Origin of the sequence: Marinobacter sp. OP 3.4 (assembly GCF_036224885.1) — a bacterium.
Taxonomy (GTDB): Bacteria; Pseudomonadota; Gammaproteobacteria; order Pseudomonadales; family Oleiphilaceae; genus Marinobacter.
This window is the reverse complement of record NZ_JAVVLT010000054.1, coordinates 67,569-80,000: the sequence shown is the minus strand read 5'-3', so window position 1 is coordinate 80,000 and position 12,432 is coordinate 67,569. Positions and strand designations below refer to the sequence as shown.

At 60.3% G+C, this 12,432-nt stretch carries 12 protein-coding genes; 4 read left to right on the top strand and 8 right to left on the bottom strand.

Annotated features, from left to right (window positions below):
• Nucleotides 1-236: 236 nt before the first annotated feature.
• Complete coding sequence (locus RO069_RS10105; RefSeq protein WP_328187230.1) at nt 237-1,370, top strand: hypothetical protein; 1,134 nt, start codon at nt 237-239, stop codon at nt 1,368-1,370.
• A gap of 230 nt (nt 1,371-1,600) precedes the next feature.
• Here RO069_RS10105 and RO069_RS10100 read toward each other — a convergent pair whose 3' ends face one another.
• Complete coding sequence (locus tag RO069_RS10100) at nt 1,601-2,584, bottom strand: AraC family transcriptional regulator (RefSeq protein ID WP_328187228.1); 984 nt, start codon at nt 2,582-2,584, stop codon at nt 1,601-1,603.
• Nucleotides 2,585-2,740: 156 nt separating this feature from the next.
• On the opposite strand from RO069_RS10100, the gene RO069_RS10095 reads away from it, so the two are divergent.
• Nucleotides 2,741-3,427 carry a class I SAM-dependent methyltransferase gene (locus RO069_RS10095; RefSeq protein WP_328187226.1) on the top strand — a complete coding sequence of 229 codons (687 nt, stop codon included), beginning with the start codon at nt 2,741-2,743 and terminating at the stop codon, nt 3,425-3,427.
• Complete coding sequence (locus RO069_RS10090; RefSeq protein ID WP_328187223.1) at nt 3,375-3,551, top strand: hypothetical protein; 177 nt, start codon at nt 3,375-3,377, stop codon at nt 3,549-3,551. Before RO069_RS10095 ends, RO069_RS10090 begins: the two co-directional genes overlap by 53 nt.
• A gap of 16 nt (nt 3,552-3,567) precedes the next feature.
• Here the strand turns inward: RO069_RS10090 and RO069_RS10085 are convergent, their stop codons facing one another.
• The 3 genes from RO069_RS10085 to tmpA all read right to left on the bottom strand — a co-directional run bounded on the left by RO069_RS10085 (nt 3,568) and on the right by tmpA (nt 6,241).
• Entirely contained in the window at nt 3,568-4,413 is an 846-nt protein-coding gene (locus tag RO069_RS10085; RefSeq protein ID WP_328187221.1) for an EamA family transporter, read from the bottom strand.
• 95 nt (nt 4,414-4,508) lie between these two features.
• Nucleotides 4,509-5,078, bottom strand: coding sequence for an HD domain-containing protein (locus RO069_RS10080; RefSeq protein WP_328187219.1), 570 nt, complete (start codon nt 5,076-5,078; stop codon nt 4,509-4,511).
• Nucleotides 5,078-6,241 carry a 2-trimethylaminoethylphosphonate dioxygenase gene (gene tmpA / locus RO069_RS10075; RefSeq protein WP_328187218.1) on the bottom strand — a complete coding sequence of 388 codons (1,164 nt, stop codon included), beginning with the start codon at nt 6,239-6,241 and terminating at the stop codon, nt 5,078-5,080. The genes RO069_RS10080 and tmpA overlap by 1 nt, the downstream gene beginning before the upstream one ends.
• A 105-nt stretch (nt 6,242-6,346) precedes the next feature.
• On the opposite strand from tmpA, the gene RO069_RS10070 reads away from it, so the two are divergent.
• On the top strand, nt 6,347-7,225 hold the full coding sequence (locus RO069_RS10070; RefSeq protein ID WP_328187216.1) for a LysR substrate-binding domain-containing protein: 879 nt from the start codon (nt 6,347-6,349) through the stop codon (nt 7,223-7,225).
• On the opposite strand, the gene RO069_RS10065 is transcribed toward RO069_RS10070, so the two are convergent.
• From RO069_RS10065 to RO069_RS10050, 4 genes are all read right to left on the bottom strand, one after another.
• Nucleotides 7,217-8,830, bottom strand: coding sequence for an ABC transporter ATP-binding protein (locus RO069_RS10065; RefSeq protein ID WP_328187214.1), 1,614 nt, complete (start codon nt 8,828-8,830; stop codon nt 7,217-7,219). The genes RO069_RS10070 and RO069_RS10065 overlap by 9 nt on opposite strands.
• Nucleotides 8,827-9,633: an ABC transporter permease gene (locus tag RO069_RS10060; RefSeq protein ID WP_328187213.1), complete on the bottom strand. Its 807-nt coding sequence runs from the start codon at nt 9,631-9,633 to the stop codon at nt 8,827-8,829. Before RO069_RS10060 ends, RO069_RS10065 begins: the two co-directional genes overlap by 4 nt.
• An 86-nt stretch (nt 9,634-9,719) precedes the next feature.
• Complete coding sequence (locus RO069_RS10055) at nt 9,720-10,676, bottom strand: ABC transporter permease (protein ID WP_328187211.1); 957 nt, start codon at nt 10,674-10,676, stop codon at nt 9,720-9,722.
• Nucleotides 10,677-10,679: 3 nt separating this feature from the next.
• On the bottom strand, nt 10,680-12,278 hold the full coding sequence (locus RO069_RS10050; RefSeq protein WP_328187210.1) for an ABC transporter substrate-binding protein: 1,599 nt from the start codon (nt 12,276-12,278) through the stop codon (nt 10,680-10,682).
• Nucleotides 12,279-12,432: the final 154 nt, after the last annotated feature.

The window sequence follows — 12,432 nt, the reverse complement described above, 5'->3', positions numbered from 1 at the left end:
ATCTCCAGGCATCGAAGGACCAATCGTTCGCTGCAGCCATCTTTGTTGCTCCGCTTCTGCTCGGCTGGGGCGCGCGGAGGCTTGGCCGATGGGTACCTCAACGTTGAAACGAACCTGGCCCAAGCCAGTATGGGAACATGGTAAAGTGCAATTCCCCCAAAGCTCAGGACGGATGACCCCAGGGCTGTAACAGCACCTCATCGACGAGGCGCGAAATCGCTTAAAAGGATGTTCCAATGACACTATCCGTGGATCAACTCTGCCAGCGGCTGATAACCGAGGAGGGCTGGCTGCTGCTCACGGACTGCGACCACGAGCCGCCTTTCCCCGAAGAGGACGATTACTGGGATCGCTTCGACGCCACCAGCGACCCCGTCGAACAGGACCTGCTCTTTTTGGAGCTCCTGGACGAGAAGGCGAAGCACCTCAATGCACTGCCGCTGATTGGTGGCCCGTTCCCCGACATGAGCAACTTGACCGAGATTGAGGGCATGACCCATGCCGTGGTCATTACCTCCCCGGCCCTGCGGCGACTGAAGCCCTATTGTTCACGTCTGCTGGTAAAACAGCGCCCCTTTGCCATCAAGATAACCCTGGTTATTGAGGATCACGTGCCTGCGAATCTGAACCGGGAGATGCTTTCCCAAATAGGTGCGCAGGCCCGGGAAGAGTTGTTGGCGGAGCCGGAAGCGGAGGAACCGGTGGAAGAAAGCCGCCGCGGTGCAAAAGCCAGGAAGAAAAGAGCCAAAGCCCTGAAACGGCTCCCGGTGTTTTTCGAGCTCATCGTGGTGGGTCAGCGCATCCAGACTGACCATCGTCGGAAGGCATTGCACGGGCTTCGTCAGGGGCGGCTGCGTAAACCCTCTGTTGCGATCCACGGTTACCTTTTGGACAGCGCCGCCGGATCCGTGTGGTCCACAAGCGGACTCTCCGGGTGGCGCCGCCATGACTACTTCAGGTATGCGCTCCGGCACCACACGGACTCTGTCCCGGAGATTCAGGAAGCCATCCTCAACAGCCGGCCGGGCGTTCTGCTCATTGTTGCCAGCGTTGCCATTGCCGTGCTGACCAACTTCGGTTTCAAGGCCCTTGTGCAGGACCTTGGCGAGCTCACTACCGTGCTCTGGTTTGCTGCCGACATTCTTGTTCCCACCGCCGCGGTCCTGACCGCCTGCTGCTCAATGAGGCTGAACACCCATGTGGTCACCCAGACCAAGTGCTTCCTGATCGGTTATTTTGCGGTCTACTCAACCCTGTTTCTGGCCCTCGCCTGGGTGCCCACTTTTCAGCACTTCTACTATCTGACAGTTGTGGGTGTTATTACCACCGTCGCTACTATGATGGGTGCCTATATGATGAGTCTGGAGTAGGTCTTAAAGATCACGGCGTGGTGCGGCCAGGCCCGCTCGGTCAGCAGCCCCTTATCGTATCGCTGCAACCGCAGAAAGGTCTTCGCGTATCGGCTGACGATGTCCACCAGCCCGCCGCCGCACACGCCGTTGGCCTTCCTGCCGAACTACCGGGGATTCCTCGGTAGTTGCACTCTCATTCAGATAGTGAGCGTCCCCAGGCTGTTTCCCGAACCTTTCCATGGGCCCCGCTACGTTGATCCGTTTCTTCGATCCGTCATCGCCGGCTGCACAGACCGGCGGAATGCACTGGGGCTGCTTCCCATGGTGCGTTTGAAGGCCCGACTGAAAGATGTTTCTGACTCGTAGCCCACACTGAGAGCGATCGACAGTATCTTGTCCTGCCGGTCACGCAGTAGCCGGGCGGCTACCTGCAATCGCCATAGGCTCAGATACTTCATCGGTGGCACTTCGATGACCCGGCTGAAGCGTTCCGCCAGAACGGACCGGGAACAATTCACTGCGCTGGCCAGCTTCTCCAGGGTCCAGGTTTCCGCGATGCGGCCATGCAGGAGCAACAGGCTCCTGGCAATTAGCGGGTCGGACAGCCCCCGTATCCAGGGGTTGTTGACCAGGTTCCTCTGCTGCACATACTGCCGGATGACTTCGATAAACAGCACCTCCCCCAGACGGAGCATCATGGACTGGGTGCCAACCTGTGGATGGCGACACTCCCGCAGCACGATATCCACTAGATCGTTAATCGGCCCGTCCAGTGCCGAGCGCGAAAGCACGATGTAGCCGGGTAGCCCCTCCAGCAGGGGATTCACCGGATGTCGGTCACACCCCAGGAAGCCGCACACCAGCTGGTTCCGTCCAGGGCCGTTTCCACCGTCTTCGATCACCAGGGGCAGGTCACCGGCAGCCATCAGGGAAAAGAACTCTCGGGCGGGGTCTATATCGCCGTCAGAAGGCTCCCGGGGCTGGTCCGATATGACATAGGCATCGCCGTGGGGTATCAGAAGGATGTCGCCACCCTCCAGTCTGACGGGCTGTTCGCCTTCCACGGTTGCCCAGCAGGGGCCTTCCAGCACGATATGGTAGGAGATGACCTGGTCGGACGTCGGCAGAACCAGATCCCTGAAATGACGCTCGTTGGGAACGCCTGTGGCGTATGGCCAACTGGGCTGCCAGCCAAAGAAAACCGCCCCCCGCAAACGGATGTTTTCCAACACATTTGAGAGGAGCGCATCCACGGCCTTTGCCGTCCCGGACGTTTGGGCAGTAGATTCGGACGACCGGTTATGGTTCCTCTGCATGGCTCACCCTAGCATTCGAGTTAAGGGAAACGGATCACCATTGCGATCCGAAGCCAGATAAAGGAGGCTGCCATGCCCTCGCTCAGCACCGTGGAAATCAACCCCCCAGGTCCTGCTTTAATCTATCACCAACAGTTTGTACCCGCATTGTTTGGCCAGTGGGGGCCTCGACTGGCAAAGCAGGCAAACGTCCGCAGCGGCAGCACAATGCTCGATGTAGGCTGCGGTACCGGCGTATTGGCGTCGGCCGCCGCGGATATCGCTGGTGATGCCTATGTCACGGGTGTGGATATCAACCCGGAGATGCTGGAGGTAGCCCGGCAGCAGCGCCCGACCATTGACTGGCGCTACGCCCCGGCCGAGAACCTGCCTTTTACAGACGCCAGTTTTGGCACGGTTCTGAGCCAGTTTGCCCTGATGTTTTTTGACTCCCGGACACAAGGGCTGGCCGAGATGTGGCGCGTACTCGAACCGGGAGGAACCCTTCTCGTTGCGGTGTGTGATGGCGTGCACCGTTCCCCCGGCTATGCGGTGTTCGCGGAAGTGCTGAACAGCCTGTTTGGTGCCGAAGTGGCCGAATCATTCAGGGCGCCTTTCAGCGCCGGTAATGTGGACCACCTACGATACGTCGTGGCCCAGGCCGGCATCCCCAACCCACGGATCGAGCAGCAACGGGGAACGGTCAGGTTTGACACCGGTTGGCGACATGATTGCTACCGAACGCGCCTGCATTTTTACCCTGGGCGGCATCCTGGATGATGCGCAATTTGAAAGACTGGCCAGCGAGGCTGACGTTGCGTTCCGGGACTTTGTCACTGAGAGCGGGATGATCGAGTTCTCCATGCCAGCCCTGACCATTCAGGCGCAAAAATCAGCCAGGTGAGTCTCCCAGCCGGGATTCAGGGGTGACTGAACTGAAGCAGGACCACACCGACGGCGACCAGGCAGGCGGATACCAGTCGTTGTCCACCGAAGGGTTCGTTTAGGAGGCGGGTACCAATCAGGGCCGCAACGATCACACTGGTCTCACGCAGGGCGGATACGTAGGTCATCGGCGATATGGACATGGCCCAGACCACCAGACCATAGGCAAACGTATAGAGAAAGCCGCTGGCAACGCCCTGTTTCCAGTGACCCCGGACCGTCGCATAGGCCAGGCGACCGTACCGCCCTGCTGCCCAGGTAACAAGCAGGAGCCCGTCGAGCACGAACATCCAGGCGATGTACGACAGCGCGTTGGACGACTGCCTTGCTCCCATGCCGTCGAGGACGGAATAGCCGGCGATCAGCGCCCCGACAATCAATGCGACCCCGACCGCGCGTCCGGTTTCCTCGCTGCGGGGCAAACGCATGGCCATCAACGCGATAGCGAATGAGATCAGGCTAATACTGACGATCCCCAGGGGGGTCAGGCGTTCGCCTGCCATCAGGAACGCCCCCAAAGCCACCAATGGAGGCGCCGACCCACGCGCTATCGGATAGAGCAGTGACAGATCCGCCACCCGATAGCCATAGGACAGGAACGCGTAATAGGCCAGGTGCACCACCATGGAACCAAACAGGAACGGCCAACTGGCCGGGTCGGGAAGCCCCAGGTACAGGGCCGGCCCCAGCATGACCAGTCCGCCGAATCCATTGGTAATGGCCAGCCGGATGAAGGGCTCCCCACCACTCTTGACCAGCGTATTCCAGCCGGCATGCATGACGGCAGCCAGCAACACCAGGCACAGTACCCACAGGTCCATGGAATCCCCCGAATAAGCTCACGGCCAGTGGCGACTGGCAAGCATCGTTGGTGGAGCACCCGGGCTACGGGTGAAACACAGATAATCGCCGGGGCTTACGGCTTCAGCATGCGTCGCAGCAGGGGGCGATAGTCGTCAAACGTGCGGGTCTCCACACCCGCAACCTTGCCCTCATCGTCCCAGACCCTCAGGCGCAGCGCGTCCCGGTAGAACTCATGCTCACGAAAGGCCGCAACTTCCGTCTCATCCATGGGGCCACCCTGAACGTTCAGCGAGTTCACGGAGGCCGGTGACAGTCGGTCGAAATAGTCCTGGTTGACCGCACACAGGTAGCGTTTGGCAGCGACGTGAAGCTCAATCGGCTCCGTCACTGACGTGGGGAAAAAGGCCTCCAGCACCGCCGAGCCTGCGGTTTCATGATAATTATCCCGCCCCATTTCCAGGGACTCTTCCGGGAACTCACTGGTGTAGTGGCCGATATCATGAAGCAGCGACGCCGCAACCAGGCTCTCTGGCGCGTCAGCCTTCTCGGCAAGAGCGGCACTTTGCAGCATGTGCTCGGACATGCTGACATCCTCTCCCATGTAGGACTCACCGCCCCGGCGATCGAAGATATCACCCAGAAAGTCGATAATGTTGTCGCGATTCAGTGATTCAAAAGCCATCAGGCGCTCTCCTTTTCTCCGAGTTCCTGACGCTGAAGAACGGCCAGGGTCGAACGCAGGCTGTCCAGGTCCGCGTACGCCCCCTGCAGCCAACGCGAGCCAGTGCCTTCGTATGCAATCCGGCCATGGGTCACCCGGGTGTTGTCCACAATGAACAGCTCACCGGGACGCAGCTTGAAGGTCACTGCCAGCTCAGGCCGCTCCATGATGTCCGCCAGCTTGCGGTAGGCCTCGTAGAACGCGGGCATCTGGTCGAACGGGATATCGGTCAGAGGCCCGAGCGAACGGTTATTGAACCGCACGGCCAGAAGTTCACCGTCCGGGCCCAGCTCGATCATTGGTCGTTTGGACCGCAGATAAACCCCGTTGCTTCCGGCGTAGGTGTAGTTCGCAGGCTGCCCTGCGAGCACGGCGAAAGCCTCCGGCGACTCCTCCTTCAGAATCTCCACCGCCTTGAAACTGTCGACGACGATCGAGTCCCCGCCTTCTACGGAATTCTCCAGACAGGACAGCAATTGCAGTGTCGGCACCGGGTCCCGGTACGGGTTATCGGTATGAACCTGCAATCCCAGCCCGGTATAGGCCAGGTTGACCGGGTCTACCTCGGTCCTGACTTCGAAGAACCGACCATAGTTCGTTTCACGGACATAACCGAACAGATCCACCACCCGGCAGATTGCACCGCTCTCCCGCGGCATCTCGGTCATCTTCGCCACACCGTAACGGTCGATATCCGACAACCAGCGGCACAGCTCGCCCGAATCCTCACGGGCCCGGGCATAACTCGCGACCGGTAACTCGCTCTGCAGCTCTTCGCCCCAGCGAACAATGTCCGGTCTTGTCCAACCGGTCGTGTCAATGCACGTCCGGTCGTATCGGTTCGCCAGCAACCAGGATGCATCAAAGGTTACTGTCTTTCCCTCGGGGAGGAAGGTCAGCTCAATGTGAGCGTCGCCGACCACTTTCACCCCATCAATACGCACCTCGGCGGGCAGGTCCTGAATACGGACAAGCCGCTGACCATTCCCCGGTGACAATGTGTCCGGATCCGGAGAATGGTCACGTAGCCATATGGCATGGAAACGGGCCGTGGTGCTGTCAGTCCACTTCACCTGCAGGATCTCACCCTGCGCAAACGTCTCGACGTTGCTTAAACCCAGCATCTTTCACTCTCTTCAAACTTCTCTCATCTAGCGCGGGATGAATCATAGCCATCTGTCCGGTATTATAAAAACAATCTTTTTTCGCTCTGAGGGGTCATTTTTCTAATGGATAGCACACCCACCAGTCAGCTTTTGCCCCCACTGCGGTGGTTGCAGGCATTTGAAGCGGCTGCCCGTCTCGAAAGCTTCACGCTGGCCGGAGAGGAGCTGGGTCGCTCCCAGGCGACCATCAGCCAGCAGGTCAGGTACCTGGAGGATCGACTCCAGTCTGAACTGTTCCACCGTCTGCCCCGTGGGGTGGAGCTCACCCTGGACGGGGCGGCCTACATGCCCCATGTCCGCTCCGCCTTTGAAACCATTGCCTCCTCTACCCGGGACCTGTTTGCCACAAACCGGCGCGCAACCGTCACCATCGCCACGCCGGTTTCGTTCATGGCAACCTGGCTTGCCCCCCGGCTTCCTGGCCTGGATACACGAACCAGCCGGATCAATCTGTCCATTGCCACCATCAACCGACCGGTTGACTATGAGATGGAAGGGGCCGATCTGGAGATTCACTACGGAGACGGCGAGTGGCCGGGCGTTGAGCGGACCCTAATCCTTAGGGAGCGGCTGTCGCCCGTGTGCGCTCCTGAACTGCTGGACAGGGACAGCGACTGGACTCAGCTGCCAATCATCGGGTTGGCGGGAGCGCGGGCGGGATGGTCCGAATGGTGCGCACTGGCAGACATCCCGCCCCTGCCCATGCCGCCGCTGCGGTTTGACAGCTTCGTGCTGGCGCTGGAAGCCGCCAGGGCGGGAGCGGGTGTGCTGCTGGCTTCATTGCCTCTGGTCGAGGCATCGTTAAGGGAAGGCAGACTGGTGAGGTTATCAGACGTGGAGCTGACACCCCGGTCCGGGCACTGGCTGACCCGCGATCATCGCAAGCCGGTCAAGCCCGAAACCGAGATGGTGTGGCGCTGGATTGTCAGCCAGTCAGGCTAGTACCCGGTCCAGCCAGCCCGGATCCATTTCCGGCACGGAATCCAGCAGTTCACGGGTATAGGGCTGATGGGGCGGAGCGAAAACCTGGTCCTTGGCACCCTGCTCCACGACCTGTCCCTTGCGCATGACCACGACCTGGTCCGCGATGGCATCCACCGTGCCCAGGTCATGGGTGATGAACAGGTAGGACATGCCCAGTTCGCGCTGGAGACGCAGCAGCAGGTTCAGGACCTGCTCTCCCACCAGCTGGTCCAGGGCCGATGTCACTTCATCACAGATAATCAGGTCCGGCTCCGCAGCCAGTGCCCGGGCAATGCCGACACGCTGCTTCTGGCCACCGGACAACCGTGCGGGAACCCGATCCAGGAAATGCCGGTCCAGCTCGGTCATGTCCATCAACTCTTCCAGGCGACGCTCCAGCGCTACACCGCGAAGGCCATGATAGAACTGCAGCGGACGCCCGATAATATCCCTGACCCGCTGTCGCGGATTGAGAGCCGTATCCGGCAACTGATAGATCATCTGCACGCGCTGCAGCGTCTGCTGGTCACGGTCCTTCAGCGCCGGCTTCAGGGGCTTTCCGTGCAGGCTCACCCTACCATGGGTGGGAGGAAGCAACCCGGTAATCACCCTGGCCAGCGTGCTTTTACCCGAGCCGGACTCGCCCACGACGGCCACCGTGCGCCCCTTCTCGACGTCAATGGATACACCATCCAGTACGGCAACCCCACGGCTATACTCGGCACGCACCGCTTCAATCGACAGGACCGTGTCCCCTGCCGGCGTTGCTTCCTTGTGCAGATTTCGCACACTCACCAACTGCCGGGTGTAGTCTTCCCCCGGGGTCTCCAGTAGCTGGCTGGTATCGCCTTCTTCGATCATGTTCCCGTGGCGCAGGACCATCACCCGGTCGGCAATCTGGGCCACCACCGCCAGGTCGTGGGTGATATAGAGCGCCGCGGTACCATGGTTGCGAATCGTCCGCCGAATAGCGGCAAGAACCTCGATCTGGGTCGTCACATCCAGTGCCGTGGTCGGCTCATCAAAGACCAGAACCTCCGGGTGGCAGGCCATGGCGGCCGCCACCATGGCCCGCTGCAACTGACCACCGGACACCTGATGGGGATAGCGATTGCCGAAGGTTTCCGGATCCGGCAGACCGAGCTGACGATATAGATCCACAGCCTCTTCACGGGCCTGCGCATCCGTGCGGACACCGTGCACCACAGCGGTTTCAACGTACTGGTCAATCAGTGTGTGGGCAGGATTGAACGCCGCGGCCGCACTCTGTGCCACATACGCGACCCGCCGGCCGTGATAGTGGCGACGGCGGCGTTCCGGCAGGCGGAGCAGGTCCGTACCCTCGAAGAACACCTCTCCAGAGGTGATCTCCATGCCATCCCTGACGTACCCCATCGCCGCCAGACCAATGGTGGATTTGCCGGCACCGGATTCCCCGATCAGGCCCAGTACCTCGCCCGCATTCAGTGTCAGGCTGATGTTGTTGACCAGCCGCTGACGGGCCTTGCGGCTACGGCTCTCGATCACCAGATTACGGATATCCAGAATCGGCTGGTCCAGGTTTTCCTCAGCTTTCGAGATCATTTTGCCAACCCACTTGTCTTGTTAAGGAACCAGTCAACGACCAGATTGACGGCAATGGTCAGAATGGCGATGGCCGCGGCAGGCAACAGCGGGGTGATCTGGCCAAAGGTGATCAGCATGACGTTTTCACGCACCATGCCCCCCCAGTCTGCGGTGGGCGGTTGCAGACCCAGCCCCAGAAAGCTCAGGGAACTGACCAGCAGGAAGATGAAACAGAACCTCAGGCCGAACTCGGCGGACAGGGGCGCCAGTATGTTGGGCAGTATTTCCCGGCGCACAATCCACAGCATGCCTTCACCACGCAACCTGGCGGCCTCCACGTACTCCATGGCCGCCACGTTCATGGCAACGGCCCGGGTCAGCCGGAAGACGCGGGTGGATTCCAGGCCCGCAATGATCAGGATCAACGCCGGCACGGAGCTACCGAAAATCATCAGCAGCAACAGGGCGAAGATCAGCAGCGGAATCGCCATGAGGATATCGACAAGCCGCGACAGGAACTGGTCGACCCAGCCACCGCTTACCGCAGCCACCATCCCCATGGCCCCACCGATAAGGAAAGCCAGGACCGTGGCGGCGAAGGTGATGCCGACCGTATTGCGGGCCGCATAGATCATCCGGCTGAAGATATCCCGGCCAAGGCTGTCGGTGCCCAGCAGGTGTTGCGGGCTCCAGGGAGCAAAGGCGTCCCCCACCACCGCTGCTTCGCCGTATGGCGCCAGCATGGGAGCAAACAGGATCACCACAAGGTAGGCCGCCAGCACAACCAGTGCGAGCTGGGCGGATACCGGGGCCTCAATCATTCCCCGCGCCAGCTTGCGCCACCACGACCTTTGGCCCTGATGGTTCCCAAGCGGCACAGGACGGTTGGAGTGTTTGTCTGACGTCATCATTTCGGGTGCAGTAGTCGGGGATTACTGACGATGGAAACCACGTCGGCAATCAGGTTGAACAGGATATAGGTTGTCGCAAATATCAGGCTCGCGGCCTGGACCACCGGCAGGTCACGCTTGGCAACCGAGTCCACCATAAGCTGTCCCAGCCCCGGATAGACAAACACCACCTCAACCACAACCACCCCGGTTATCAGGTAGGCCAGATTCATCACGACCACATTGACAATGGGCGCCCAGGCGTTCGGCAGCGTGTGCTTCAGAACAATTCGCCAGGGCCCCAGGCCCTTGAGCCTGGCCATTTCGATGTACGGGCTGGACAACAGGTTGATGATGGCGGCCCGGGTCATGCGCATCATGTGGGCACAGGTGACGAAAGTTAAGGTGATCGCCGGTAGCAGCATCAGCTCCAGACGATCCAGAAACGACTGCTCGGCACTCACCTTTGACAGGCTTGGCACCCAGCCCAGCTGAACGGAAAAGAACAGGATCAGCACATAGGCAATGAAAAACTCCGGCATCGAGATCGCCGACAGGCTGAAGATGGATACCGTCCGGTCCACGATGGTATTGCGATACAACGCGGCCAGAATGCCCAGACCCAGCGCCAGTGGCACCGAGATCAGGGCCGCCAGGCCAGCCAGATACAGGGTATTCATCAGGCGGTCGTCAATCAGGGCCGATACCGGTCGGTCCGTTGCCAGCGACTCGCCAAGGTCGCCTACCATCAGGCCTCCCAGCCAGTCCAGGTAGCGCTGGTGGATAGGCTGGTCGAGCCCCAGTTCATCACGGATCGCGGCCACCGCTTCGGGCGTGGCCATCTGGCCAAGGATTTCCGTGGCGATATCCCCCGGCAGCATGTCCACTGCCAGGAAGATCACCAGGGAAATCACCAGAAGCGTAAACAGGCCAAGCCCAAGGCGCCTGGCCACTGTCATCAGGAGCTTGTTCATGGCTCAGTCCTTGAACCACCAACGCTCGGCAATCCGGTTGCCATCCATATCCCGGTTCATCGCAATCCTGCCATGGCCGACATTGGTCCGGGCCGCGCTGACATAGGCCGAGAAGGCCGGCGCCACGGAACCACCATCGTCGTGGATGAGACGCTGCATCTCAGCGTACATGCCGGCCCGCTTGTCCTCATCTAGTTCTGCCCTGGCGGCCACCAGAAGCTCATTGAAGCGTTGGTTTTTCCAGTTGGTATCATTCCAGGCCGCATCGGCGGAATAGTACTGGGAGAAGAACCAGTCCGCAGTGGCGCGTGGGCTGGAGTAGGACATGCACCAGGGCCGCTTGCGCCAGATGTTGTCCCAGTACCCGTCAGCGGGTTCACGCCGGACGTTGATGTTGATACCGGCTTGTGCCGCATGCTCCTTGAACAGCACGGCCGCGTCCACCGCTCCGGTGAACACGGCACTGGAGGTGCTGAGATCCACGGTGAGCGAGTCCATGCCGGCTTTCTTCAGGTAATGCCGCGCCTTGTCAGGGTCATACTGACGCTGGGGCAGATCCGCGAAATAGCGGTAGGACGCGCCAATCGGGTGGTCATTGCCGACCCGGCCATACCCCTTGAGCACACGCTCCACAAGGTCTTCACGATCAACGGCGTGCTTTAGCGCCAGGCGGACGTTGTTGTCGTTGAACGGGGCGGCCTGGGTATCCATCGGGAAGTAATAGATCTGGTCGCTGTCGACGGAGTTCACTTCCAGATTGGGGTCCATTTTCAGCAGGTTGACCGTTTTCAGATCCACCCGGTCCATGGCGTCGATCTGTCCGGTTCGCAGGGCATTGGTCCGCGCTGCCGTATCAGTGATTGCCAGGAAGGTGATCTTGTCAAACCACGCCCGGTCGCTCTTCCAGTAGTCCGGGTTGCGGGTGACAACCGCCTCCACGCCAGGCTCCAGGTTCTGCAGGATATAGCCGCCACAGCCAATCCCCGAGTCAGGATCGATCTCGCCGCCCTTCTCGGGCAGGATCGCCATATGATAGTCCGAGGTAATGGCGGGGAAATCCGCGTTCGCCGACTTCAGGTTGAAAATGACCGTATGGGGGCCATCGGTTTCGATGCTCGCAATGGGATCAACGATTCCCTTGGCCGCCGATTGGGAGTTCTCACCCCGGTGATGATTGAATGACGCCACCACGTCCGCCGCCGTCAGCGACTTGCCATTATGGAAGGTGACGCCCTTGCGCAGATGGAACACCCACCGGGTGGCATCCGGAGCCGGCTCCCAGCTTTCGGCCAGTTCACCGACCAGCTCGCCATCCTCTGTCAGCTCGGTCAGGTAGTTGTGAATGGCGAAACCGACAGATTGCATGAACACATCAGCAAACTTTGCCGGGTCCAGAGTGTCTGTAGTGGAGCCCCGTGAAAGGCCCAGCCGGAAATGACCTCCGCGCTTTGGCGCGTCTTCGGGACCGGCTCCAAATGCCGGAACTGCCAGGGCCCCCGCTCCGGAAGCGACGATGCCAGCGGCGGCTGCCGTTTTGAGAAAATCCCGCCGAGACACCATGCCTGTGCGGGCCTGGCGATCCAGGTTCTTTTTGCTGTACATGCAAGTACTCCTTGCCTCTAATTTAATGGAACTTCGAGAGAGCAAGGCTGGGTCTGATCTGTGCGCGCTAGAGAGATGGCCCCTGTTGGTCAGAAAGCAACCGACAGAAGCGAGGCGGGTATCTTAACGTTCTATTGATCAATGTCAATGCAGC

What these genes read in the sequence shown, in the direction of transcription:
- RO069_RS10105 (WP_328187230.1), top strand. Translation starts at nt 237, where the DNA reads ATGACACTATCCGTGGATCAACTCTGCCAGCGGCTGATAACCGAGGAG.
- RO069_RS10095 (WP_328187226.1), top strand. Translation starts at nt 2,741, where the DNA reads ATGCCCTCGCTCAGCACCGTGGAAATCAACCCCCCAGGTCCTGCTTTA.
- RO069_RS10090 (WP_328187223.1), top strand. Translation starts at nt 3,375, where the DNA reads ATGATTGCTACCGAACGCGCCTGCATTTTTACCCTGGGCGGCATCCTG.
- RO069_RS10085 (WP_328187221.1), bottom strand. Translation starts at nt 4,413, where the DNA reads ATGGACCTGTGGGTACTGTGCCTGGTGTTGCTGGCTGCCGTCATGCAT.
- RO069_RS10080 (WP_328187219.1), bottom strand. Translation starts at nt 5,078, where the DNA reads ATGGCTTTTGAATCACTGAATCGCGACAACATTATCGACTTTCTGGGT.
- tmpA (WP_328187218.1), bottom strand. Translation starts at nt 6,241, where the DNA reads ATGCTGGGTTTAAGCAACGTCGAGACGTTTGCGCAGGGTGAGATCCTG.
- RO069_RS10070 (WP_328187216.1), top strand. Translation starts at nt 6,347, where the DNA reads ATGGATAGCACACCCACCAGTCAGCTTTTGCCCCCACTGCGGTGGTTG.
- RO069_RS10065 (WP_328187214.1), bottom strand. Translation starts at nt 8,830, where the DNA reads ATGATCTCGAAAGCTGAGGAAAACCTGGACCAGCCGATTCTGGATATC.
- RO069_RS10060 (WP_328187213.1), bottom strand. Translation starts at nt 9,633, where the DNA reads ATGATTGAGGCCCCGGTATCCGCCCAGCTCGCACTGGTTGTGCTGGCG.
- RO069_RS10055 (WP_328187211.1), bottom strand. Translation starts at nt 10,676, where the DNA reads ATGAACAAGCTCCTGATGACAGTGGCCAGGCGCCTTGGGCTTGGCCTG.
- RO069_RS10050 (WP_328187210.1), bottom strand. Translation starts at nt 12,278, where the DNA reads ATGTACAGCAAAAAGAACCTGGATCGCCAGGCCCGCACAGGCATGGTG.